The organism is Velazquezella soli, assembly GCF_977018685.1.
The window spans coordinates 2,362,514-2,385,865 of the sequence record NZ_CDRNXF010000004.1; the positions used below are offsets into that span (position 1 = coordinate 2,362,514).

31 protein-coding genes and 1 tRNA gene are annotated in these 23,352 nt (G+C 57.6%); 15 read left to right on the forward strand and 17 right to left on the reverse strand.

All coding sequences use genetic code 11. The annotated features are described in order from the left end of the window. The first annotated feature begins 416 nt into the window (after positions 1–416). Complete coding sequence (locus AC0JZ8_RS14915) at positions 417–602, forward strand: Flp family type IVb pilin (RefSeq protein ID WP_062457386.1); 186 nt, start codon at positions 417–419, stop codon at positions 600–602. 316 nt (positions 603–918) lie between these two features. Here the strand turns inward: AC0JZ8_RS14915 and AC0JZ8_RS14920 are convergent. From AC0JZ8_RS14920 to AC0JZ8_RS14965, 10 genes are all read right to left on the reverse strand, one after another. Then, positions 919–995: transfer RNA gene (locus AC0JZ8_RS14920), tRNA-Arg, on the reverse strand. A 35-nt stretch (positions 996–1,030) separates the two neighbouring features. Further along, entirely contained in the window at positions 1,031–1,336 is a 306-nt protein-coding gene (locus tag AC0JZ8_RS14925) for an ETC complex I subunit (protein WP_471892832.1), read from the reverse strand. Positions 1,337–1,607: 271 nt separating this feature from the next. After that, positions 1,608–2,831 carry a hypothetical protein gene (locus AC0JZ8_RS14930; protein WP_471892833.1) on the reverse strand — a complete coding sequence of 408 codons (1,224 nt, stop codon included), beginning with the start codon at positions 2,829–2,831 and terminating at the stop codon, positions 1,608–1,610. Between the two features lie 622 nt (positions 2,832–3,453). Continuing rightward, the gene (locus AC0JZ8_RS14935; RefSeq protein ID WP_471892834.1) at positions 3,454–3,759 is read right to left on the reverse strand and encodes a hypothetical protein; all 306 of its coding nucleotides are present in this window, start codon (positions 3,757–3,759) and stop codon (positions 3,454–3,456) included. Positions 3,760–3,976: 217 nt separating this feature from the next. Further along, positions 3,977–4,231: a hypothetical protein gene (locus AC0JZ8_RS14940; RefSeq protein ID WP_471892835.1), complete on the reverse strand. Its 255-nt coding sequence runs from the start codon at positions 4,229–4,231 to the stop codon at positions 3,977–3,979. Positions 4,232–4,260: 29 nt separating this feature from the next. After that, a complete protein-coding gene (locus AC0JZ8_RS14945; RefSeq protein ID WP_471892836.1) occupies positions 4,261–4,851 on the reverse strand; it encodes a hypothetical protein in 591 nt (196 codons plus the stop codon). Continuing rightward, entirely contained in the window at positions 4,841–5,218 is a 378-nt protein-coding gene (locus AC0JZ8_RS14950; RefSeq protein ID WP_471892837.1) for a hypothetical protein, read from the reverse strand. The genes AC0JZ8_RS14945 and AC0JZ8_RS14950 overlap by 11 nt, the downstream gene beginning before the upstream one ends. 11 nt (positions 5,219–5,229) lie before the next feature. Next, positions 5,230–5,532, reverse strand: coding sequence for a hypothetical protein (locus AC0JZ8_RS14955; protein ID WP_471892838.1), 303 nt, complete (start codon positions 5,530–5,532; stop codon positions 5,230–5,232). Further along, positions 5,529–6,080 (reverse strand): hypothetical protein, encoded by a 552-nt coding sequence (locus AC0JZ8_RS14960; RefSeq protein ID WP_471892839.1) that lies wholly within the window; start codon positions 6,078–6,080, stop codon positions 5,529–5,531. Before AC0JZ8_RS14960 ends, AC0JZ8_RS14955 begins: the two co-directional genes overlap by 4 nt. 186 nt (positions 6,081–6,266) lie before the next feature. Next, positions 6,267–7,817 (reverse strand): hypothetical protein, encoded by a 1,551-nt coding sequence (locus AC0JZ8_RS14965; RefSeq protein WP_471892840.1) that lies wholly within the window; start codon positions 7,815–7,817, stop codon positions 6,267–6,269. A 607-nt stretch (positions 7,818–8,424) separates the two neighbouring features. On the opposite strand from AC0JZ8_RS14965, the gene AC0JZ8_RS14970 reads away from it, so the two are divergent. After that, a complete protein-coding gene (locus AC0JZ8_RS14970; protein WP_471892841.1) occupies positions 8,425–8,820 on the forward strand; it encodes a hypothetical protein in 396 nt (131 codons plus the stop codon). Here the strand turns inward: AC0JZ8_RS14970 and AC0JZ8_RS14975 are convergent. Further along, positions 8,817–9,290, reverse strand: coding sequence for a hypothetical protein (locus AC0JZ8_RS14975; RefSeq protein WP_471892842.1), 474 nt, complete (start codon positions 9,288–9,290; stop codon positions 8,817–8,819). The genes AC0JZ8_RS14970 and AC0JZ8_RS14975 overlap by 4 nt on opposite strands. Before the next feature lie 188 nt (positions 9,291–9,478). On the opposite strand from AC0JZ8_RS14975, the gene AC0JZ8_RS14980 reads away from it, so the two are divergent. The 5 genes from AC0JZ8_RS14980 to AC0JZ8_RS15000 all read left to right on the forward strand — a co-directional run bounded on the left by AC0JZ8_RS14980 (position 9,479) and on the right by AC0JZ8_RS15000 (position 13,702). After that, a complete protein-coding gene (locus tag AC0JZ8_RS14980; protein ID WP_471892843.1) occupies positions 9,479–9,742 on the forward strand; it encodes a hypothetical protein in 264 nt (87 codons plus the stop codon). 585 nt (positions 9,743–10,327) lie between these two features. Beyond that, positions 10,328–11,275 (forward strand): nucleotidyl transferase AbiEii/AbiGii toxin family protein, encoded by a 948-nt coding sequence (locus tag AC0JZ8_RS14985; protein ID WP_471892844.1) that lies wholly within the window; start codon positions 10,328–10,330, stop codon positions 11,273–11,275. A gap of 456 nt (positions 11,276–11,731) precedes the next feature. Then, positions 11,732–12,214: a hypothetical protein gene (locus AC0JZ8_RS14990; RefSeq protein ID WP_471892845.1), complete on the forward strand. Its 483-nt coding sequence runs from the start codon at positions 11,732–11,734 to the stop codon at positions 12,212–12,214. Between the two features lie 90 nt (positions 12,215–12,304). Beyond that, positions 12,305–12,724 (forward strand): hypothetical protein, encoded by a 420-nt coding sequence (locus AC0JZ8_RS14995; RefSeq protein WP_471892846.1) that lies wholly within the window; start codon positions 12,305–12,307, stop codon positions 12,722–12,724. Between the two features lie 138 nt (positions 12,725–12,862). After that, positions 12,863–13,702 carry a PcfJ domain-containing protein gene (locus AC0JZ8_RS15000; RefSeq protein WP_471892847.1) on the forward strand — a complete coding sequence of 280 codons (840 nt, stop codon included), beginning with the start codon at positions 12,863–12,865 and terminating at the stop codon, positions 13,700–13,702. Between the two features lie 24 nt (positions 13,703–13,726). Here AC0JZ8_RS15000 and AC0JZ8_RS15005 read toward each other — a convergent pair whose 3' ends face one another. After that, complete coding sequence (locus AC0JZ8_RS15005) at positions 13,727–14,047, reverse strand: hypothetical protein (RefSeq protein WP_471892848.1); 321 nt, start codon at positions 14,045–14,047, stop codon at positions 13,727–13,729. Between the two features lie 28 nt (positions 14,048–14,075). On the opposite strand from AC0JZ8_RS15005, the gene AC0JZ8_RS15010 reads away from it, so the two are divergent. After that, positions 14,076–14,249: a hypothetical protein gene (locus AC0JZ8_RS15010; RefSeq protein WP_471892849.1), complete on the forward strand. Its 174-nt coding sequence runs from the start codon at positions 14,076–14,078 to the stop codon at positions 14,247–14,249. Positions 14,250–14,251: 2 nt separating this feature from the next. Here AC0JZ8_RS15010 and AC0JZ8_RS15015 read toward each other — a convergent pair whose 3' ends face one another. Both AC0JZ8_RS15015 and AC0JZ8_RS15020 read right to left on the reverse strand, forming a co-directional pair. Then, the gene (locus AC0JZ8_RS15015; protein ID WP_471892850.1) at positions 14,252–14,773 is read right to left on the reverse strand and encodes a thermonuclease family protein; all 522 of its coding nucleotides are present in this window, start codon (positions 14,771–14,773) and stop codon (positions 14,252–14,254) included. Positions 14,774–14,781: 8 nt separating this feature from the next. Continuing rightward, entirely contained in the window at positions 14,782–15,210 is a 429-nt protein-coding gene (locus AC0JZ8_RS15020) for a hypothetical protein (RefSeq protein ID WP_471892851.1), read from the reverse strand. A 192-nt stretch (positions 15,211–15,402) separates the two neighbouring features. On the opposite strand from AC0JZ8_RS15020, the gene AC0JZ8_RS15025 reads away from it, so the two are divergent. Together AC0JZ8_RS15025 and AC0JZ8_RS15030 are read left to right on the forward strand one after the other, a co-directional pair. Beyond that, complete coding sequence (locus AC0JZ8_RS15025; RefSeq protein WP_471892852.1) at positions 15,403–15,645, forward strand: hypothetical protein; 243 nt, start codon at positions 15,403–15,405, stop codon at positions 15,643–15,645. 481 nt (positions 15,646–16,126) lie between these two features. Further along, positions 16,127–16,753 (forward strand): hypothetical protein, encoded by a 627-nt coding sequence (locus AC0JZ8_RS15030; RefSeq protein ID WP_471892853.1) that lies wholly within the window; start codon positions 16,127–16,129, stop codon positions 16,751–16,753. A 263-nt stretch (positions 16,754–17,016) separates the two neighbouring features. Here the strand turns inward: AC0JZ8_RS15030 and AC0JZ8_RS15035 are convergent, their stop codons facing one another. Beyond that, on the reverse strand, positions 17,017–17,979 hold the full coding sequence (locus AC0JZ8_RS15035; RefSeq protein WP_471892854.1) for a hypothetical protein: 963 nt from the start codon (positions 17,977–17,979) through the stop codon (positions 17,017–17,019). Between the two features lie 602 nt (positions 17,980–18,581). Here AC0JZ8_RS15035 and AC0JZ8_RS15040 point away from each other — a divergent pair. Beyond that, entirely contained in the window at positions 18,582–18,938 is a 357-nt protein-coding gene (locus tag AC0JZ8_RS15040; protein WP_471893381.1) for a hypothetical protein, read from the forward strand. 77 nt (positions 18,939–19,015) lie between these two features. On the opposite strand, the gene AC0JZ8_RS15045 is transcribed toward AC0JZ8_RS15040, so the two are convergent. Both AC0JZ8_RS15045 and AC0JZ8_RS15050 read right to left on the reverse strand, forming a co-directional pair. Further along, entirely contained in the window at positions 19,016–19,546 is a 531-nt protein-coding gene (locus AC0JZ8_RS15045) for a GNAT family N-acetyltransferase (protein ID WP_471892855.1), read from the reverse strand. Positions 19,547–19,706: 160 nt separating this feature from the next. Next, positions 19,707–20,120, reverse strand: coding sequence for a DUF1330 domain-containing protein (locus tag AC0JZ8_RS15050; protein WP_471892856.1), 414 nt, complete (start codon positions 20,118–20,120; stop codon positions 19,707–19,709). A gap of 104 nt (positions 20,121–20,224) precedes the next feature. Between AC0JZ8_RS15050 and AC0JZ8_RS15055 the strand changes: the two genes are divergently transcribed. The 4 genes from AC0JZ8_RS15055 to AC0JZ8_RS15070 all read left to right on the forward strand — a co-directional run bounded on the left by AC0JZ8_RS15055 (position 20,225) and on the right by AC0JZ8_RS15070 (position 23,178). Continuing rightward, positions 20,225–21,019 (forward strand): helix-turn-helix domain-containing protein, encoded by a 795-nt coding sequence (locus AC0JZ8_RS15055; RefSeq protein ID WP_471892857.1) that lies wholly within the window; start codon positions 20,225–20,227, stop codon positions 21,017–21,019. Positions 21,020–21,256: 237 nt separating this feature from the next. Next, positions 21,257–21,682 (forward strand): VOC family protein, encoded by a 426-nt coding sequence (locus AC0JZ8_RS15060; RefSeq protein ID WP_471892858.1) that lies wholly within the window; start codon positions 21,257–21,259, stop codon positions 21,680–21,682. Positions 21,683–21,750: 68 nt separating this feature from the next. Continuing rightward, the gene (locus AC0JZ8_RS15065) at positions 21,751–22,413 is read left to right on the forward strand and encodes a GNAT family N-acetyltransferase (protein WP_471892859.1); all 663 of its coding nucleotides are present in this window, start codon (positions 21,751–21,753) and stop codon (positions 22,411–22,413) included. 141 nt (positions 22,414–22,554) lie between these two features. Then, complete coding sequence (locus tag AC0JZ8_RS15070) at positions 22,555–23,178, forward strand: histidine phosphatase family protein (protein ID WP_471892860.1); 624 nt, start codon at positions 22,555–22,557, stop codon at positions 23,176–23,178. The last annotated feature ends 174 nt before the right edge of the window (positions 23,179–23,352 follow it).

A 23,352-nucleotide genomic window follows, 5' to 3' on the forward strand; every position in this document is an offset into this window, starting at 1 on the left:
CGATTTTGCGGCTGAAATGCGATTGCGGGATCACGATCAGTTTCCCGAAGATGTGAACTCCCGCTGTTGCTGCATCGCAACATGACGTGGTGAGGCTGGGTACGCGGAGGAATGAATGGTAGGTCCTACCCCACTGCAACGCTCTGGCACCACGAGTACCGGTGGCAGCATGCTAGGCCCGGTTTGGTCATGAGCACGCGTTATCCTACAATGAAAGGATCCAGTTCGACCGGGTCGCCGGCGGGCGATGAGCACACGTGGGGGGTCACGAAAACCACTTCTTAACCATTCAGAACTCACATTAGCCAATAGGAACATATTAACCGATCCTGTTAACGCAACACTCTTTTGACGTTCGGTAAAAGAACAGCACGTCGGGACGCCTTGTCCCACGGCACGAATCAAGGAGGATTTGCATGTCGGTTTTTGCACGCTTTATGAAGGACGAGTCTGGCGCCACTGCCATCGAATACGGGCTCATCGCCGCTCTTATCTCTGTCGCGCTGATCGCTGGTGCACAGACGCTCGGCGGTGCACTAAGCACGCAATTCACGAACCTCAGCAAGAAGTTGAACTGCGGCGGCGCTGCTACCACTTGCTGATCGCTGGCATTGCGAGATGCAACCAAGTCGGGTCATGAGGTAACGTCGTTGCACGATTGGCCGGCAGGTATTCTCACTCAAGTATTCGCCTGAGGTCTTCACCCCAGGTTAACATCCAGATCGTACCCAAAAGCTCGGACGCCATCTCTTGGTTCCAGCACTCAACTCGCCGAACAATGGGACCTCCATTGTTCGGTTTTTTTGTTGCCGTCACGCCAGAGATTCTTGGTCTCTATATCCAGCTCCGAAGCAGCGCTTTGCTCAAGGCGATATTCCTCCGCTCAAGCGGCAGTCGCAATTTTTTGGGAGATGGTTTTGGCGACCCCTGCAGGATTCGAACCTGCGACCACCTGCTTAGAAGGCAGGTGCTCTATCCAGCTGAGCTAAGGGGCCTGCTAAGACGCTTCTAACAGAACGCAGACAGGATGTCAGTGCGTCCAGGGCTGAGAGCGATTGAAGCGGAAATTGTCGGTGTAGGAAGCAGCTTGACGCGCGGGTTCCTTTGGCTGGACTACGCGGTATTCGATGCCTTCGCGCTTGGCGTAGGCTTCGGCAAGTTCCTGACTTTCAAAGGTCAGGCGCACCTGCTGCTTCATGTCTCCGGAAGATGTATAGCCAAGGATCGGATCGATCCGGCGTGGCTCTTCCTGGTCGAATTCGATGAGCCAGAGATGCGTCTTGGCTTTGCCAGATTGCATTGCAGTTTTTGCGGGACGATAGATCTTGGCCGTCATGAACTGAAACATCCGACTTTTGCTAGCGTGACGCTTCGGCAACTGCTGAGCGCGACGCTCTTTTGAAGGCAATGGTCGGAGTGGAGAGATTCGAACTCCCGACCCTCTGGTCCCAAACCAGCGCTTCGGGCGACGCTACACTCGTTCCATACGGTTGAGAACGTCGGTTGATCCCCGTTCGTTCCCGCTGAAATTCGTTGTTCCGTTGGCGGTGAATTGGCGGTAGAACGCCGACGGAACAACTGCTCAATGGACTGACTCCCCTCCGGAGTCAAGCCGCTTTGTTCGCCTCGTCGAAGCGCTCGCGCCGTGTCTGCGATCCGACGCGGGGTTTGCGTTCGAAAGCCTTGTTGACGGGCGAGTATTCTCCGGGGATGATGTGGGAGTACACCCTCCGCAGTGTCTCCGGATCGGTCGATACGTACACGCCGACATCTCCGATGGGCACCCCGGCCTGCAACAGCCACGTGACGCACGTGTGCTTGAAGGAATGTCGGTTGAGCTGTGCCGCCCTCTCCTCGGAAAGGACCTCTCGGCGCAGGCGGAGAAATGCCTGGCTGCAGTCCGCCGCACAGCCGTTGAACTCAACCAGGTACCGAGAAGGTTTCACTTTACCGTAACCGTCGCGCCAACGCTTCATGATCTCCGCGAGACGGTCGGGAATGCGGATCGGATTAGCTCCCTTATTATGGGGCACCCTCTCGCCGTCCGCCGCACGGTAGAAAATCTTATTGTCGATATCCACCCAGGGACGACCCTCTTCCTCGTAGAACGAAGCGGTGATGATGTCGTTCGTCCGGGTCCCAGTCAAAGCGGCGACAAGCATGAACCGAGCGACATGCGTGGTCACGCGGTGAGTCGGCTTCCCATGCCACATGTGCCGTTTACGACGAGCAGCCTTGTAGAGCGCGATCGCCTCTTCCATGGAATAGAAGTGCATCCTGGACTTCAACCCCGGCGGAATCTCGTAGTTCAGCTCGCCGTCGTATTTCCGCACCTTCCCTTCGGAAGCGCAGAAATTGACGATGGCCCGCAGCTCGATGAGTTCGTTGCGCACGACGCTCTGCTTGCGGTCCTTCTGATACTCGAGCGACTTCTTGCGCTTGATCTCGGAGACGAACAGGTCTCCCCAGAACGCGTTAAGGCGCTCGATATGACCGAGGTGTTCATTCCGTCGGGCAGGTTTCATAGCCGCGATGATCTCGGCCTCCTCCTGGAGGTAGTAGTGGATCAGGTCACCGATCTTCACCTCGGATGCCAGGAGGCCGTCGACGAGTTCGACTTTGCTATACCGCTCGACGTTGTACTCGTGGAGCTTGAGCTGGGCGGCCTCGTACGCTACCGCAGCTTCCGCAGCATCGCCGAAACCGCATCCTGTCGAAGTTTGCTTTCCGTCGTCGAGGATGATCCAGGTGCCGCGGTGGGTGAGCTTGCCTGCTTTGTCGTAGCGGGGCTTTCGCTGGATGAGGTGCGGTCCTTGCGCGAATTTTGGCATGCAGTCATCCACTCCTTGATTGCGGTGCGTGTCACGTAGAGGTTTTTGGCATTAGGGCGGACCACCGCGAGTTCTTCCCGCTCGATAGCGCCCCTGAGGGTCTTGACGGAAATGACGGGCGACGGGATGGACACCTCAACCCCGAGGAACAGCTCTCCGCCGAGTTCAGGCAGGCAGACCGCCTGAGCCAAGGACAGAGGCGCCTCCGGGTGCGGATCGTACGCCCTGCACGGGTCCCAGCCCCATGACGACATCTGAGCCCGCAGCTCGTCCGTCATCTCGTCGATCCACTCCGGGAAGTCCGGCTCGTTGTCGTTGACGGGTGTCGATCCCTTCAGCCACTCCGGGTCCATTTCCAGTTCCATGCAGCCTCCGTCGCCCCTGTCTTGTTGGCGGTAAAAAGCGCATCTGGAGCAGTCTTGTCAACAACTAATTTGCAACCAGGCGACGAGTTTACAAGTGTCGCATGATACCCCATTCCGTGCGACATTTGTAAATTGGAACAACGCGTTATTGAGGACTTTAATTAATATTCGGCATTTTAACTAATGAAGATGCCCGGCAATTTTGAATCCAAGAACTCAACTTACCCGCGTGTCGTCGAGGTCTTGAATTCTGGGCCTCAATCGCACTGGCTGCGGGCGATGACCGCGTATTCCTTGCACGGGTAACACATGCGATTCCCCATCCCCTCGGACCGGAATGTGGACTGGCAGCGCATGCATTTCCGCAGGCTCCAGGTATTTGGCACAGGACTCCGATCCGCAAGCTTCATCAAGCGGCTGGTCACGCCGCCTTCTGTCCGCCCGAGCGCTTCGCCGATCAACCTGGCCTTCACACCACGCCGCTTCATTTGCAGAAGCTGGCGGTCCTCCTCGGCGGACCAGTAGACCTTGCCGTCGGCCGTGGGCCGCCCGGTGACGGACATATCCCGCGACCCAAGGGTTAGCCGAGCTGCCCTCGACCTGACGGCCGACATGGGCTTCCCGACCCGACGGCCTCGCTGATCTCGTCGTCGCTGGCATGACTGACCCACATCGTCGTGAGTTGCTCATCCATCTGTGTCGTCCAGCGCCGTTCCATTGATCTCTCTCCCCTCGGGTCTTGAGATCAATTGTGGGTCGGGAATCGAGCCGGCGGAAACGTCAGAGCATCCAGGCCGACACGAATGCGGACATTTCTTCGGAGTCTTGAATTCCGAGAATCGCCTGCCCCTCGCCCGGGGCCAGGTCTCCCGATGCGATCCGCTGCGCGATGTCTCTGGGCCAGAACCGGATTTCCACGCCGAGGTCACGAGCGAGACCGTATAGAGAGCCGTAGGAGCGTGAACCCGTCCTCAGACGTGCTTCAGCACCCCGCATTTCGCCGCGTTGCCATTCCGTGAGGACTTGGAAGATCATATCTCGGTCTTGTAGCTTATCGACCATAGCTACACTTCGCGCTTGTTGATGCCCAGAAAACGGGACTTCTCGGCCTCGGTCAGGTCGCCGAGCGGCTGATCTTTGAGCCACCGCCCGACTGCATCCAAGACCCAGCTCGGCAGCATGTGACGGGCCTCGTCGGTGTCGTAGGCGGAGGTGAGGATCGCGTCGCGTGGCACCTGGAAGTGTCCGTCGCTGACGGTCTTGCGGACGTACATGACCGCGAGATCGACGATATCGAGCGCATGTGACTCGCGCAGCGCCTTGATTTCGGCTTCGCGGCACGACCAGATTGCGTGACGGATTTCCGACTTGATCGCCGTGGAGCTCTTGGTTTTGGCCTTGACCGACAGCGCGACATCGAGAGCGAGGTAAGACGGACGGCGAAGGTATGTCTTCACGGCCGCCCCGAGCGCCCGCACCGTGATTTCGCACGGAACGGTTCCGGGACGGCGACCGAACTTGATGTCACGAAGGCGGACAAGAAGGACGCGCAGCGTGGCTTCCCAAGCTTCCGGCATGTCTTCTGATAGTGCCGAGGTCGGCCCGATGAGGTCAGGGAAATCTTCGCGGAGGCGCTGGATCGCTTCACGCTTCATGGCGCTTGACCTCCAGGCCCTGCGCCGTCTGGCAGGCGGGGCAAAGGACGGTGGCACCGGTGGGCGTGTCCACAAGCCAGCCAGGGCGGCCGTCGACCGAGCAAGCCCATGCCGACAGGGTTCTCGCATCCGCAACGATCTCTTGGATGCGATCGAGGATGTCGTCCTGATAGACAGCGGTCTCCATGGCTACATCGATCCAGAGCATACCGCGATCACGAAGGACGGCGGCGATACGGAGACCCGGGTGCAGTGCGCGCAAGGCATCGGCCGCGCGGTCGGCGGCGGGCATGTGTCCGACCGCGAGATCGACCACGGCGCCTGGGACGACGATGTCATGGTGCTTGCGCGTGTAGCAACGGCTCATCAAGCTATCCATCAGTGCTTCACTCCCTTGTCTTCCACGGCGGCCTGAGCCTTCTCGATGATGGCGCGGACCTCGCGGAGGCCAGCGGTGCCAATGAAATCCACAGCGCCGCCGACCGAGAAAGCCAGGTCGCCTTCGCTATCCCGGTAGATCGCCAACACGATGAAGAAAGCTCGCACCTCGGTCGGGAGATCGACCAGTTCCTGCATCGCCGTGTGGACGGCAGGGAGCCACGCGTCAGGGATATCGACGCGGGCATCGGGGGAAATCATCGCGCCGTACAGCGCGTTCAACTCAGGTCCCGTCATGTTCATGCCCCCAAGTCCATGTCGCGAGTGAGTTCGGCGAAGGTTCGCGGCGTGAAATCCACGTCTTCGACATCCACACCGACATCACGGCTGAGGCCAACACCTGGAAGGCGGCCGTGGCTGTGGCCGTAAAAATGCACTGCTCCGTGATGCTGAGACGGCCACGTGCGACCAGCATAATGCGACAGGTACACGTCGCGACCGCCGTCTTTGGTGCGGAGTGCGTGCGTCGGCGGTGCGGCCCATTCCAGACCCGCCAGCGCCGGGTGGATGTTGCCGCGCTTGTCCAAGTCATGATTTCCCAAGACGAGGAATTTCTGACCCTTGAGACGGCCGAAAATCTCGCGCATGCGGTCGCCGTTGCGGGCCAACGCGAAGCCCACGTCGCCGAGGTGGTAGACGATGTCCTGCTCGTCCACGACCGCGTTCCAGCGATCGATCAGGTGTTCGTCGTGTTCTTCGATAGAAAGGAAGGGACGCGGCTGCATTGAGAGCAAGCGCTCGTGCAGAAAATGCGTGTCGGCCACATAGAACTTCTTTTTGAAGTGCGACATTGAGATGTCTCCTGCTGAATATACGGGATAGCTTTCGCCTCGCCAGGACGGCGGGCGATGGGGGCTATCGGGCTATTCGCAGGGTGCTGGTCATCTCAGGTTGTCTCCGTTCTGACACTACGTATGCCGGGCTCCGAATTTGACGTCAACGCGGATGCCGCGGTTCCGGTTAACAAGGTGCGATCGTTAGAACGGGATGTCGAAGTCGTCGATGTCTTGCGCTTCAACCATCGGGGCCGCGTCGGGAACTCCGTACTCAATGCCTACGAGTTCGTCGCCGACGCGAAGGTCTTCGCCCTCTACCGCCGCTACCTTAGCCACGGACACGACCGCCTCTACGACTGCCTTCGGACGTTTTGGCTGACGCTTGCTTCGGACGAACGGCTCGGCGGCTGGTAGCTCTTCACGGACCACACCGAGGCCTGCGAAGTCCCGCGTTTCGATCCACTCCGCGAAAACCGCGTCGGCACCTCGACGGCGGATGCGAGCAAGGAACTTGCCAGCCGGATAACCGATGCAGGCCTCAGGATGTTTCGAGGACGCACGCTGCACGTCGATACGCCAAAGCTCCGAGATGCGGACGGCGGAAATGCCGAGCATGGTCTCGGCCTGCCGGAGACGGACAACGGACGGGTACTGGTGGCTCAGCAACTGGTACATCGATCGGTCAGCCAAGGCCGCGATACCATCGTCGGTCATGTAGGCGGGTTTGGTTTCCAGGAGGCGTGTCTGCGCTCCGCCGAAAGAAACGACGAGCTTGCCGTTTTGCGCGACGAACAGGTCGATATGAAAACGACGGCGCGGCCCGTCAATCGACGTCAGGTCTTCACAGACCCTCTCGATGGCTTCCGTCACGACCTCGGCCTGGACGGCCTCCAAGCCGACGATCCGCGTGAAGTCTTCCCGCGACAGGTGGACCTCGTCGCGGAAGGCCTTCGCCTTGCCCGCCTCGTAGCACAGGCGGATGTACAACGCGGCGCTGAACTTCGACTTGAACCGCGCCAGCGCGTTGATATCGACCCGGCAATATCCGGTGCTGTCCAGCACCATCTGACGGAGATTTTCAGGAAAGCTGTAGTGCAGCCAGTCGCTTCCCGACATCGGCTCGAGGTCGACCGCATCAGGGCAGTCAAGCATGGGCTCGGCCTGACGGCCGGCACGGCCGTGGTAAGACAGGCTAGCCCCGGACAGGCGCATCAGGCTCGCCTTTACCCTGTCGAGACTGCGGATGCCGAGGTACTTCGCGAGAGAGGAAAGCTGGACGAAGTGCGTGTCGGTCGCCATGCCAGCATGACGGGCCTCGGCGAACAGCCTCCACCAGACCGCAACGTCGGTTGCCCGGAGCTTGCTCGTGTCCAGCTGTAGCGTCTCGACGAGGATACGAGGCACCTCAACACGGGGCGATGTCGTCTCGTTCGTGTAGACGGCCTCGACAGCTAGGTCCTTCGCCTGCACGCCGAGACGCTGCATACCCTTCTGGGCTTCCGTGGTAGTGGGTTTGCGAAGATATGTCTCCGAGGACCCGTCGCGGAATTTGAGCGCCAGCAGACGGCCGCGCTTGCCGCTGGCGGGGTGCTTCGTCGTGTAGGGGTTGCCTTCAGCGTCAAGCTTGACTTCGCGCTTCTCAGGCTTGCGTGGCTTCGCTCTGACGATCTTGTTGCCCCTCAGGACACGGATGCCGTCCAGCGCGGATGGCTCGGCTGTCACAACACTGGCAATTCCTGCGGTCTTGGTCATCTGTCGGCTCCCTGTCAAACTATGGTTGTCCGGGACAAAGCCGAACGCAAGCAGTGTTACGATATTATTTTGATTTATGGGGTTATCTTGATGATTTCATTACATGGTTTCACTCGGGGACATGGTGGTACTATAGGATAACTCTCTATATCTCTCTTTAGCGTCCGAAGTTGGTGTCTGAGAAGCCCGGCGATAGCCCATGAGACACCCTCGGGTTCTGTCTCCGTGACTGGTTTCTCGGGGCTTCGCCGAAAGGAGAACGGGGCGCTTCGCTTGGTTTTGTAAGAGTGCCGGACGGCGGAGCATCGAGCAAGCGGCGCGGTCGGTGGAGCCACCCAGGCACGCGTAGCGGCCACTGGATAGCGTGGCGGCGTAGCCCCTCCGGGTTCCTTGACTTCTTATACAGGGGTTTCAGGCCGAAGGCCCTTGGGAAGCCCTTGGATCATGATGGAGCGAAGCCCAGGCGTTTCACAGAGCGCCGAAATAAATCACGTTCTACCTGTAGAACATGAAATCAGAAAAAGGGCTTGTGCAAGGAATGGCCGACAAGCATTGTTCTACATGTAGAACATGAATTTGTGTGCTACATGTAGAATAGAGGATCGAGATGTCGAAGAGCCTGACTGTGCAGTTGCTCGAATCCATGATCGCGGAGGACAGCCCGCTGTTCGGGAGGGCCGCGTCGGCTAAGACCCCGGTGCGCGACCTGCCCGACGACGAGCGGAAAGCGTACAAGGCGGTGAAACAGGCGCAACGTCGGGCGGCGCTGAAGGATCGTGCAGAGACAGGAAGCGTGAAGTTCGACAGCGCGACCGCCCGCGACGCTCTAGCGGATGCCGCTCTCCTCATCTTGGCATCCGGAACCGAGGGATCGGCGGCGATAATGTCGTACCTCGAAAAGGTCTACCACGACCAAGCAGGCGCGCCGTTCACGATAAAGGCCCGCGCGCGTTCGGGAGAATTGAAGCCGAAGTTGCTCCACATTGCCGCCAAGGCATCTTAAATCACGAATGGGACATGGATGTCCCATTCTCCAATCTTCGAAGTTTTAGCGGCCGCCATCACGGGCGCTTTTTGTCGCTTGCATCGAAACGCCGTTTCATGAGGTTCGGAAACGCCGTTTCGGGAGATGGCAGGATGGCTAAGGATTTTTTCAAGACTTCGGAGCGTCAGAGGACCTCGGCTCAGCGGACACGCAAGCGTCGCGTCGACGTGGGTAAACCACAGCCGTCGGTGATCGACGAAGCCTTGTCCGCTGCCGTAAGGTCTTCCCTCAAGGCCGTGAAGCGTGACGGCGACCAGACTGTTCCGGTGTCTGCAGTCCTCAATGGCTTGTTCGATGTCGCTCTCGACCATCTCGAGGAGGTTCGGGGTCTGGACCGCCAGCAGTCTCGATTTGCTTTGACTGCTCGGCTCCTCAAGCGCCGTCGGTATGTATCCGCTCCTGCGAAAAAGGGATGATGCTCGGGTCATCCTAATCGTCCGACACCATCTGACGGCTCTCCCTGCCTTACGTTTCCGGCCGTTAGTCCCGTTTCCCCCCATTACTCCTTCGAAAGGAATCGCGATTTTGGAGTTCAACGCCGTTTCAATTTCGACCGGCGGCCGCCGTTTCGCGTCCGGGCGTGCCATGCTCGTGTCAATGACTGGGACCCTTGACGATGGCGACACCGACTAAACCTACGACACTCGCAACGGTGCCTCTGCGACTGCACCTGTTGGAGGAGAAGCTCAAGGCATTCCAGCCTCCGGAAGGCCAGGACCTGACGACTGTCACCGCATCGCTCACCAGGATTTATAAGATTACGCAGAAAGGTGCCGTCGCTTTCCCCGAGGAGCCAATCACATGGGACATGCCCGACGGCGAGCTGCTGTATCTCGGCATGGACGCTTCGCTTTCCACGGGCTGGCCGAGGTGCCGCTAGTGCAGCCGGTGCTCGGCGGCGAGGAAGACGGCTCCCGGTTCGCGACGCGACCCTTGGTCCAGACGACGCTCGGCACGGACCGTTGCGTAGAACATGACAGAGGCAGCGTTCAATTCGTCGATGGAATATCAGCGCCGTCGGCATGCGATGCTGAACGGATCGCCGTAAAAATTCTCGGTGTCTACAATTTTACCCATTGAAGGCGCGGCCGGTCATCCCCAATTCAAATCCTAACACCGAAATAGCCGCGACGTGTTGAGGGAACACAAGGCGTAAAAAGTAAAAACCCTCATACAGCGTTGGCCTGATGTGTAAGGCGGCTACCGTAAGGGACCCTACACGTAAGAGATAGAGGTGCGGCTTTGCTGGCATTCTTCGTTCTCGAAGCCAACCAGACGAGCGATGTTCGACGCTATAAGCTGGAATTCGGATGTGCGGTGCATCCTAACTTGGCTTCCCTGGTCCTCTTCATAGCCCGGCTGCTCTAAAGGAAAGGCCCTCGTTCGCGGGGGCCTTTTTCGTTCTGCCATCCGTTTCTTGCATCGCCGTTGGCCATTCTCCCCCTACAAGTCTGGGGAAACAGTCATGCACCACTTCACGATCAGCGCCGCCGCGCTTAACGACAAATTCAAGCAGTCCGCACGCAACCAGGGTCACGACGTTGCGAAGGCCGCCAGCCGTCATGTCGCCGAGCGCGTCCTCGACGCTATCGAGACCTTTGTTCCGCCCTTTCTTGTCAAAGGTGGCTTGCTCTGGCCTCAGGCCGTTCGGCCGACAGCCGATGCGGACATCGTCTGCGTTCGTCGTATCAGTAATCGCGAAATGCAGCGTGCGCTGAAGCTTGCAGCCAGGGACCTCGCCCGTGAAGGCATAACGCTAAAGTCCGTATCGCGGGAACCAAGGGAAATATCACTTGAGTACGGCGAGCCTGTGGACCGCTGGGAAATCGTCGCCGACTGCGGCTCTATACGTGCCAACACACACCTGGACGTCGGCTATGCGAACGGCCTCGACTCGAGACCCAAGGGCGTGACGGTAAGGGAAATCCCCTCGATTATCAAGGACGGTCCCGCCTTCCGTTTCCACATGCAGCCCCTCGCCACTGCCGCCGCCGAGCGCCTGTTGGCGATCCTCATGCAGCCATCGTCAGACCTCCACGTGAAGTACTTGGCAGACGTCACCAACGGAAACCTTTGGAACGGGCTGGAGTGCTCCGACGTCGCCGAGGAACTGGCGCGCACTTGCCGTTACCGCGGCATCCCGATGTCCGTACCCGCAGCGGAGCCCGAAGCCCTCTGCTGGACCAGCATGTCGCACCGCTCTGCCGCCTGGGACAAGCATCACGCTGCGGGGCTGACACCTATCAAAGGTCTCGGTAACGCGTGGATCGACGTCAACGCGATCTGGACGGATGTCCATACCGAACTTCAGCCTATGATCCGTCGCGATTGCCGCCGGTTGGATTACACGCCTACTCTTGTAGACAGGCTTCTGGCTCCGAAAGAGCCAGAATGGAAATACAGGATGTCCTGATGTCACGAGGCCCTAAAGCAAAGACCCCAGCAATAGCGGCGGCGGAAACAGAGACCCCGGCAGTCGTCACCGATACTGCCAGGACCTACGTCCGTAACCCTGCTAGTCACTTCACGGTGACGTCGGTCCAGCATGTCACCGAGGCCGAACTGAAGGAAGGCCTACGCTGTGCCTTGCGGCTCAACACGCCGCCATTGAGGCATTCATCGAAGCAAAGCTTGCCGAGGGTCTGACGTTGGAAGAGATCAACGCGTTCTCCTCCGTGCAGATGCAAGTAATGCCCTCGACCATTGATCATAAAGGTCGCCTGAAATTCGAAGCGCCCTACAAGATTATTGAACCTGACGACTAAACTACAAATAGAGATACAGTTCGGTGTACAAAAGCCTTGCGCGACCTCGAAATCCCGGCAACCATTTCATTATCGGCATCACCCAGATGCTATCGGAGATAGACATGACACTGGTAAAGACCCTCAAAACCGAGACCTCGACGGCCGCGATTTTCGCACACGTCCACCGCCGACAGCTGGAGCTACACGGCTTCGCAGTGGACAGCAACGGCTCCGTCATGATCGACAGGATGACGCGGGACGAGATGGTCGACTACCATTTCTGCCTTGTTTTCGGCGAGCTACTCGTGCGTGCCAGCGGCTCTTTCGGCACTGCCGCAAGCGAGGCGCGCGAAGAGTTCGAAGAGGCGCTCAGGACCGCAATGTACATGCGCGGGATATTCCCAGCCGAGCAGCGTCGGATCGAAGTCGCCGCATCCGACGCTGCAACCGTTGTTATGTACGGCGCCCGTCTCGGCGCACAAGGTACGAGACCACCCGAAGTATTGGCGAAAAACCATGCCACCTACAGGGAAATACTTCCCGTTACCCTACAGGACAACCTGGAATTCAGGAAAATGCTCTCGGGCATACAAAAAAAGATATAAAATGGGCTACATATTTCCTGTCCCAATCCGCCGACCGAGCAAGCATATACTTAAAGACGTCTTCAACAGGTCTCCAGGGAGCAAAACAAAATGAAAACACTGGCCGAAATCCTCGACAACGAAACGTCGCTTGCCGTTATTTTCGGCCATGTACACCGCCGTCAGAAGGAGCTGTCACCGATACTGCGTTCCCAGGATCGGACTATCGTCTACGAGGCCGCGGCCGTCACCGACCTGGTCGACTACGTGTTCATCCTGGAGTTCAACGATACCCTGACAGGGTATCAGTTCATGCTCACCTCTAGACCAGCGGCTGATGTCGAGTGCCACGAGAATGTCGAGAGATACAACGCGCTCGAAGCTGCTGGCATCGATCACAAGCGCCAGTGCAAGATCAAACGGGAGGCAACCTCGGCCGCACATAAAGTGATGTGCGGGACAATCGAGGACTGGGAAACATTTAGCGCCTTGATCGATCATCCATACGATGAAGTCGCCAAAGCCGCCTGAGCACGGCGTTAACCCTCCTCCGAGAAGGCGGTCGGCAAGCCGCCTTTTTCTATGCTTCTCCGCCGGACACACTCTGATCTCCGGGATATGTCGACGGCGAACGGGAGACGCGCGATGAGATACAGTGACGACGAACAGATGGGTATCCGCGTCTTGGCCAGAGAGCTGGACGTTTCGAACGCTCAGATCATCGAAGGCTTCCCGCAACTGTTCGACCTCAGCATCGGCCGGTTCTTCATTTCCTACTGCCGCTCACTCGACCGCGTCCAGCTCGACGGCGCACCGCGTGCCCGCGAAAAGAATTTCGACGCAATCCAAAATCGTTGGATCACCCGTGCTGAAAGCTTCGTGTCGGTGCATCAATACGAGTTGGTAGAAGTGATTGACTGGCTACTCGACGCGGCCGCGCACCAGCGCCCATGGATCACCAACGTCGACGATCTTGGTCGCCCGAAGAAACTCATGAAGTGCGCGACAATGGAAGCGCTGAGCCAGGAGGCTGACAAGCTCATGGCGCGTCGCCCGAACTCTGGACCTCGCCGTCCCAGCCGTGAAGTCTTGCTCGGCCCTGAAGACGAGGTTTTCGTGCGCGAACTCGGTGCCGGGTACTCGCTCGTCCGCCTCTTGTCGTCCGCGGCGCTCGACGTCGAAGGCATGCGCATGCGCCACTGTATCGGCAACGGTGGCTACGACTGGAGACTCGAAGACCCACACGGCTATTCATATTTTTCCATTCGAGACGAGCACGGACAACCTCGGGCGACGATCGAGACCGCTACTCGGCTGATCGACGAGATCACCTACGGACAAATCCGACAATTCCAGGGACCGCGCAACGAGCCGCCTGAAGCCCACGTCGTTGATCTAGTGATCAGCGCGATGGCGGAAATGAAATGGATCGACCAGCCCCGTTCGAAAACGTCGGCGACGGATGACGATCTCCGCAACGCTTTCATGCGCGGCGGCAACTTGCGTTAGGCGGGCTGACACCACAACATGGTCTCAGACCGCCATGGGAAGCGGCACAGGGAGAACAGCATGCTCGACGACACACACCTCGCGCCAGACGAAGAACTCGACCTCATGGTTCTGACGGCTCGCGCTCTCGAGGCCTATTTGGTTCTCTACACGCCCGCCCAGGTCGATGTCGTCATGCCGCACCTTCGTGGCCTTTGCGCCTACGAAGCAAGCCGCCCCGCTCCAAGACGTCCGAAGTCGAACGTCTTGGATTTCGAAACGGCGCTCGTGAAGAAGCGTCTTGAGAAGATCGTGTACACCGAACGCCGTTTGGCCCTTGCCGACACGCACCGTGTGCTTCAGCATGGTGTGAATAAATTCGGAGACTTGATCTTTGACGACATCGCCTGTCCCGCCGCGCTACAACGACCGCCACGCTGCCGACCGCCTCGAAGCCGTCGTCCGCGACCTCCTCGACCGCCTGCGCTATGAGACGGGCCGCGAGCGTGCCGACACTCTCGACGACATCGACAAGCTCGAGCGCCTGCTCTCTCAGATGCACTGCTGAGATCAGCACCAAGGCTGTCGTCGGCCCGTCCATGTCCTTGCCATGCCTTCGGACACTAGGATATCTCCGAGGCTTCGGCCGTTGCGGATCAGAACCCGGAGCTTCCTGCCATACTTGTCTTCATCCCGGCCTTCCCATGCCCTCATCTCAAACGGACCCGCATTGACGAGTTCAATCAGCCGTTCCGTCGCACGTTCGCCGAGGGCTTTTTCGCGCGAGCATTTCGGCTCCGACACCTCCGGCGTATCAATATCGGCAACCCTGATCTTGGTGCCGTTGACCCATAGGGTATCCCCGTCGACGACGCATCGGACACGGACAGCACTCGCGCAGCGTCCGTACGCCGTCAGGGGCTTGGTCACCGTGGCGGCCGCTTCGGCAATCGGGACGTCACCGAGCAGATGATAGCCACCAGCGCCGCCGAGGAACGCCAGTGCCATGGCGGCGGCAACGACACGCCCGAAGCCGGACGAGGTCGTGGTCGGTCGCGGTTCCGGCTTCTGGAATTTCAAGACGTCGCCCATGGGTTCTCCTAGACTTGCAGAATATCTGAAGACCCTGAAATATCGGTAGACCGGTTGCCGGGCATTTTACGGATTTCGTGCCGGCGAAGCCGCGGCATGCGATTTCCGAGCACGCAATCATCTCTGACACCAGCAAGAGAGATGTTTTGATGTCCGAGAATAAGAAAATCCACGAGAACCTGTAACTGGAAGTCCGTTACGAACGCGCCGACGTGACGAAATTCGTGACGGATGTTGTCGCTCCGACCATTGTCGCACTCCTTAGCACTGTTCGTTGCGGTGTCTTGGTCGAGTACTTGGACGGCAGCACCGTCGTCGGGGTGTACGAAATGAAAGACGACCTGGCCGGGACCAATCACCTGGCGTATCGGCCTGACGGGAGGTTCATCAACGAGTGGCTCAAAAAGTTGCTCATCGAGTTCAAGGTGACCGTCCACCACGTGTTCGATCGGTGGTATTCGAAGCAAAACCCGCGAGGAATGGTTGGCCGCTTATGTCGATCGACCGAAGCCGTTGACTTGGCGCATCGTCTTCGGCCACACCGAGCTTGGCGCCGTGTCATCGGCTGAAGTCCTGCCACGCAAGCCATTCGCCATGCCAAATATCGGTTACGCTCGACACCGAAAGAAATGGGCGACATCAAACCCATCACCGTTCCCGACGGGTACGTTGAAGTGCCTTTGTCGCCCGTGAATTCGGACGCGCACCTCGATCTCGAAGCCTCCAAGTCCGAAATGCGCGCCCTGACCCTGCGCCGTCACCGTGCGGAGATATTATTGCGGAGCTTCAAGCACTTCAGGCACTTGAGGACAGCGACCTCTGGCGAGGTCATTCCGATGAAGACGAAGAGCGTGGCCGGAGGTCATCGATAATCTCCAAGAGAGCGTGAGGACGTGGGCATGACCGAGCCAAAGCAGTTCGAGCATAACAACGAGGGTGACGTGATAACCTCTACAGCCGCGAGACCAACAACCCCGATCCCTACCTCAACCCGCCCCCCTCGCGCGCTGGACGGCCTGATCATAGTCTCCCCGCGTCCCCGGACTCGGAACTGGCACGGCATCGGCGAGGCAAGGTTCACGATGTCACTATTCCTACTAAGCGCGTCGCTGTTCTTCCTCGGCCTGGCGGCCGTGGCACTCGTAGGTGGCGGTCTCGCAGGCTGGATCAAATAGCATTCGGACACGGTCTCCTGATCCCGGTACACAATGTCGACACAGGAGACCGTCTATGCCCTCTATCTCATATCACGAAGCCCGCCAACGCATCTTCACCCACTTGGCCACAATGCTCATCTATTCTTGAGCGAACATGTCCGCGCATCGTTACAACGATTTGAGGAAAACCATTCCTATGAAGCAACGCCTTCCCGACCACCTCAAAGACTTAGCCCGCCGCGTGGCCCAGCACGAAATAGGCCATTACGTGATTGCACGCGCCATGGGTTTTAGGACCGGGGACGTGTCCATTGAGATTATAGGTCCTATCGATGGCCACAGGGGAACAGCGGCAATAACGCTTCCCGAGGCAACGGGGACGATTGACGAGGTCCGGAGCTATCTGGAACGGCGAGTGATTGTACTCTACGCGGGCGGAGCTGCCGAAACTCTGCCGCAGCAACACTCTCCCTTCAAAAGGGTCGACTTGAATCGGGCGATAGAGATTATTTGCAAGCCAGGAGAAGGTGCAGAGCAAGACCATGCGAAGGCGCGTGAATTGATCCACCTCCTCCGCAACGTCCTGCACAGCACGACAGATACACTAGACGATGTGGCAACGCAGGATGAGTTGAACGTTTTGGATGCTAAGCTGTTCAAGAGAGCCGTGGAGCTTGTTGAGCGATACGCAGAGGTGATTATAGGCTTGGGGGGCAACCTCGCAGACCGTGTAACCGCTCCAAAGGTGATGGTGACACTACCGGCGGCGGAGCTTGAAGTCCTGCCAGCCGTAAAGGGAATCATCAAAATCCCGACTTTTTAAGAAAGTGCAGAGCGGCACGTCTCCTTACACCGCTTGAGAGCGCCGAAAAAGGACGACACGCACGAACAGCAGGAGGCGGGTGTCTGCGCGGGATGTCGGCCGAGGCAGCCGAACAACCGGAGTGGACGCGCGATCTGACATTAGGGCGCTTGCCAGAATGTCTGCATCGGGCCGTAGGAGACGACAGAAGCCTGCCTACTCTAGTACGCATTAAACGGCCTATATCCTTGGCATCATCGGACTATGCGGGGTTCCTTTTCGGATCACGCGTCTGTTCGAACGAGAAACACGTCTGCGATCCCTGGCGCCTCAAACTCTTCGATTTCATCGTAGAGATCACTGATTGTGACGAAGAGGTAGTCGAGCATTAGTAGGTGTTCTGATTCAGACAGGCCTTTTTCCGTTATCAGGTTCATTGGTGTAGAATGCAAAAGTCTGCTCGTATACCGATATAGAAAATCGTACTGGGCCAACATGCCTACATCGCGAGCCCTGTCACGCCAATTCCATTTGCTAGCAGCGTTCGCAAGTTTTCCGCTCAGCAACGAAGCTTTTTCTTTCTCGAAATCGGAGAGCGACCGGCGGCATTCGGCGAGGGTTTCTTCCAGCTTTGGCAGAGCTTTCGTTTGCAACAGGTGCGTCTGATAACTGTATCCGTTGTACTTCGCAGCAGCACCGTACAAAGTAAACGACCGGCGAACATGGCGGTCAAGCTCTTCTCTTCGTTCATGTTGGGAATGCGTTGCTGCGGCGCGTTCCTCTTCGCTGTTAGCGCTCTTAGTTTCAGAAATGAGCCGATCGGTTATGTCTCGGTCCAGATCATCGCACGTCCTGAAAAGGCTAATCTCTGCTTGAACCTGCGCAATATTGCCCTCTATACTGTCCACCTGCTGTCGAACCAGCATCTCATAGAAGACGTGACCGAATTCCAGGTTGGCTTTGAATAATCTTATCCAGACCAAATTCTCGAAAAGATTGCGTGCACTTGCGAGCAGTTGGAAAGTCTCAGGGCTAGCCTTTGTCTTCAACAAGGTGTCCAACTTGTCGAGCGTCCCAGAATGTGCCCGAAGAATCCATGTCAGCCTGTCGCGCTCAAACTGATCATCCGAAGTAAAGGCCTTTCTGTAGAAGAACAGTCTTCCGTCAACAAGCGAACGTATAATCTCGCCCCGCGTCGCTCGCAGGCTATGAATTTCATCGATAATTTGATCCGCGTTCTTTGCCAACAATCTCACCCGTCATCCCATGCTGTCGCTCTTAGCCTATATTTAGGCGTCGCTCGTATACCGCGAATTGAGCAAAGTGGTGCAGGAAATGCACCTTAGGTTTTGCTCCATAGGATGGCCGACACGATATTCCCGCCAGGACTGTCGAAGGTCACGACCTTCGCGCCGCTGGCGGTACTTCCCGCGCAAGGACCTGCGGGTCGTCTAATACTGTGAACTTGCCTTTGAGCAAGAGAACAGGCGGACCAGTGTCCAACGGAATGCGCTGTACAACCACATCGGCGAGCGCCGATCCGCATAACGATATCGAAATGATCGCACCAAAAGCGAGCGAACGAATACTTGAATACATAGCCCCACTACCCCAGCCCGCGCATGCTACCTTTTTGCGCGGAGAGCGCAATACGTCCTGACCACAACCGAGAGGGAGCCTGCGTACGGAAAGCAGACGATGGATAGGCCATCAATCAGCCTTGGCTTTGATCTCTGGATCACTAAACCAACCGTCGTCCTGACCACAGCTTCTCCGTTGGATCAGAAAGAGTGCTTTTTCACACCCGGTATGTAAGCTCTCACTATCTAGGCCGATGGAGGGAGCGCGAATTGCTCGATTTCTTGCCGTTTACACGATGAGACCCGCAAACGTCGCGTCATTTCGCGCTTTGCCCAAGGCCGACCAGGATGCAATCGATGCCGAGGGTGTCGCGCAATGGGCGGCGTGGGAGGCGCGTAACTCGGCGTTCACCCTTGATCGCGGCGGCATGGTGGGCAAGACGGGGCGGGTGACGAAGGACGGCGTGGCCAAAGCCGTGAACCACGTTTGCGGCTACTTGGTCGTGGAGGCGGAATCGGCTGAGGCAGCCGCGCTGCGATTTCAAGATCATCCCCATATTACCGTGTTTCCGGGTGATGCCTTGGATATCATGCCGTTTTTGACTTCAGGCTCCCGACAACGATAGCCCGTTTCGGGCCGACAGCTGATTTCAGACAGATTTGCACCATTTGCGGCCGTTGTTGTCGCTTGTAGGTTGTTTGTTCAAAGCTGCTTGCAGGTATTGCGCCATGCTCTGAAGACGCGGCAAGGGTCGCCGTCACCCTCCTGTAAGCCTTCATCCGTCATGCCGATCTTCAGAGCGACCTGGATCGATCCGAGGTTCTCATGATCAATGTTTGCGACGACACCATCGAGATCAAGGGTTTCCATCGCGTAACCCAATATGGCCTTGGCGGCTTCAGTTGCATAACCCTTTCCCCATGCACTTCGATTTAATCTCCAGCCGATTTCAATTTCGGATTTCGTCTTGTCGGTGGGAGTAAGCAAAATCCACCCGAGAAAGAGTTCAGGGTGATCGTGCTGGAAAACAGACCAGTAACCGAGGCCATTTCCGAAGTCAGTGACGATCCGCTCTCTAACGAATGCGTTATGACGCTCCGGGTATGACCAGGGGCCAGGAATGAACTTCGTCACTTCCGGGTCACGATCCATTGCCAAGCAGGCGGGAAGGTCCGCCAGGTTACGCGGCTTGAGCATGAGACGAGCGGTTGTGAATGTAGGAAGTGTCGACATGGCTCTGACATTCGCTGTTAGAAACACCCAGTCTCACTAGCAACGTGCGCGTCATTTTGACAGCGCCCCGATGCCCACTTCAGACCCAATCGAGCAATGCCGCGGAAGCGCGACCTCCCTCTAGATACGAGTCGTCGTTTTGCGATGCCGGTTCGATCAACTACTTCAGGATGTCGGTTGCCTTGTGGGCTTCGTCAACACCCTGGATCAAGAAGACATCTCCTTCGGCTCCCTGGGTCCTGAAGCCAATCAGCGCCTGATAGGCGGGCGAAGCATACCAGGAACGCGCAGCCTCCATAGTCGGGAAGCCGATGACGATCAGGTCATCGGATGGCGCTCCTTCCAGCATTTCCTTTCTTCCACCGTGGATGATGAAGCGCCCGCCAAACGGTTCCAGTGTTGCGTCTATACCGCACAGGTAAGCCACGATCCCATCGTTCAGGCGCACGTTGCGGAGTAATCCGACGGCATAGGCGGTCATCGAAGGCGCGATCAGCGTGCCGCTTTTTGGTTTGACGTGAGGGGACGGAACCGCTTTTCCAATCGATTCTGTTGTCAGATTCGGTATTGTCATCCCACTATCTCCGTTTTGATGCTGTGCCGAGTATCGGACACGGACACGGCTGGGTCGATTACCTGTGAGGTAATCAAACTGATCCATCGAGAGGTCATTTGGATATGGACGCTCATTCTCCCTCGATTGGTGATCTGCTTCGGATGTGGCGCAAGCGTCGCCGCCTTAGCCAACTGGAACTTTCGCTGGATGCTGGCGTCTCGCAGCGTCACCTCAGCTTCATCGAGTCAGGACGCTCGCGGCCGAGCCGGGAGACCATTCTGCGGCTCGCCGAACCGTTGAAAATACCGCTTCGCGAGCGAAACGCGATGCTGGTAGCGTCGGGCCTCGCGCCGGAATTTTCCGAGAGGCCCCTGTCTTCTCCTGACATGAAGCACATTCGGGAGATGGTCGACCGGATACTGTGCGCACATCAACCGCATCCAGCTCTGGCATTGGACGGCGGCTGGAATATTCTGGCGCGGAACCGCACTGTCGCCGTCCTGACAGAGGGTGTTGATCCATCGCTGCTGGAGGGTGAGGTCAACGCTCTGCGGCTAACGTTTCATCCAGGCGGCCTAGCGTCGCGCATCGTCAACTTCCATAACTGGCGTGACCACATTCTGTGCAGGCTTTCGCACGACATCGATGTAAGTGGCGATAACCGACTGATAGAGCTTCTTGACGAACTGAAATCTTACCCTGTCCCTTTTCGAGGAACTACGTCGTCGACCCCTGAGGTGCCCGCCATTGCAATCCCTCTCATTCTTGACAGTCGGTATGGACAACTGACCTTCATTAGCGCGACGACCGTTTTCGGTACGGCCGTTGACATCACCGTGTCCGATCTTGTGATAGAAACTTTTCTGCCAGCCGATGAGCAGACGACATCTGCATTGCAATGCCAGCTCAACAAGTGACGGCCAGATGCCGCGTTAATAGCTCGTGTTACCTGGATAGTGCTCGAGAGCTTCGCGCCGTAAGCAGACCTCCTTGACGATGGAAGCTTTGGAAGCTAGTTTCCTAAGGTCTAAAACAGGTTAGGCTCGGGACGGTTGGCCCGACCCCCACTAACGTGGGTCCTTCCGCTGGCATCTAGCGGCCCAAGACTACGATGGCATGTGCATGGTGCGCGTGCCGACTGTAGGAGCATGGGCATGAAGGCTAGAATATCCGTTTTGACGCTGGGCGTTGTTGATCTTGAAAGAGCTGTCTCTTTTTACCGCGATGGACTTAGCTTACCAACAGACGGCATCATAGGCCGAGAGTTTGAACATGGCGCGGTCGTATTCTTCGATTTAGCTGGAGGTCTGAAGCTTGCTCTCTGGTCGCAGGGAGACATCGCTCATGACACTGGCCTGCCTTTACAGCCTGTAAGCCCAACGTCTTTTACAATTGGCCACAATGTCTCGACGATGGAAGAGGTCGACGCCGTCATGGACGCCGCAGCGCAAGCCGGAGCTGAGATCATTAAAGCTCCGGTGACTACATTCTACGGCGGCTACGCTGGCTATTTCCGTGATCCGGATGGACATCTATGGGACGTGGTCTGGAACCCTCATTTGCTTCCTCCTGCCGACTAAGCTTGCAGAGCATCGCCAAAGCCCTCGGCTGATGCGATGTAGGTCATCCTTGTTGAACTGGAGGCTGAATGGAAAATTTACCTGGGGAACCGGACGGACCTAACCTGTCTTGCGTAGTTCCTGGCAAGCAGGAGCATATCGGCGAAAGCGTCAAGCTGGTACCGCTCGATGAGCGACATGCTGAGGACCTTTGGAATGCAGCTCAGAATGCTGATGAAAGCTGGACCTACCTGGGATACGGCCCGTTCGCGACCCCTCAGGATTTCCGGCGACAAGTAACGAAGCTAGCAGCTCTCGCCGATCAGCCCTTCTTCGCCGTGATCCCGAAAGCCGGGACGGCGAGCGGCTGGCTATCATACTGCGATATCGAACCTCGTAATGCCGCCATCGAGATCGGCAGCATCTGGTTTGCTCCTGGTTTACAGCGGACACGAGCTGCCACGGAAGCCGTTTACATTCTGCTCGACCATGCCTTCGGACAGGGGTTCAACCGCGTGGCGTGGCGTTGCAACGTTCTGAACCTCCCCTCACGGCGAGCCGCCGAAAGATTTGGATTCCTATACGAGGGAACGTGGCGACGGGCTCAGCTTGTCAAGGGACAGTGGCGGGACACAAGCTGGTATTCGCAGTTGGCAGAAGAATGGCCTTCAAACAAAGCTGCTTTCGTTCGTTGGCTCGCACCCACTAATTTTGACGAGAGCGGTCATCAGCGCTCCCCTCTGCGGCGGTAAGCATATCACCTTAGTTTCTTGTCACTGCAGCGGACCGCTTTACGCCGTTAGCCGTCATGGCTCAAATGCACGATAAGCCGACGTGCGCATCACGCGCTTGTATTGTTCGGGGTGAGAAAACTTCGTCAGCAGGAGATTGCTTTGAGAAATTTGTTCGTCGTCACACATGCCCAGTCGATCCACCATGTCGAAAAGAAGGTGGGAGGTTGGTATGACACGGACCTCACGGAACATGGTCAAGCGGACGCAAAAGCGATTGCTGAGAGGCTGTATACGCTCACCGGCCAAAACGAGATAGAGATTTTCTCATCCGACCTAAAACGCGCACTTCAGACGGCAGAACCTATTGCACGCCGTTTCGGATTGCCTGCATCGCAGACAGAGGCACTGCGAGAACTAAGTTACGGCGTGGCAGAAGGTCAGCCACAGGAGTGGCTGGATAAGCGGTATCTCCCCGCACCAGACACAAACAGGCTCGATCATAGGGGAAATATCGAGGGCGCTGAATCACGCCGCGACGTTGCGGATCGGGTTTATCCGTTTATGGATGCCTTGATGGCCCGAGACTGCGAGACCCAGATCGTTATCACTCATGGCTTTACCCTGAGTTTGGTGATCGCAGCCTGGATGAATATCCCAATCGACGCTTGCGGCTTTGTTTCGTATGCCGCGCCAAGCGGAAGAATCACCCACCTCCGACAGGACGATTTCTTCCGCAACAGGGCGATGATCCGCTTTGCTGATGACTCTCATTTGGAGCTGTGACCGCTTTGGGCCGACAGGTGACTTCGGCGGCCTCGCGCCAAAACCGGACATTAACGTCAAGCTGGACACGGTCCGATTACGAGCCGCTTCGCAACTGTCCGGTCCTTGCGTCACAGGCGTCCTATCGGTCCTTGGCTCTCCTCCACCTGACCAGATAACCGAAGCCGGGTCCTA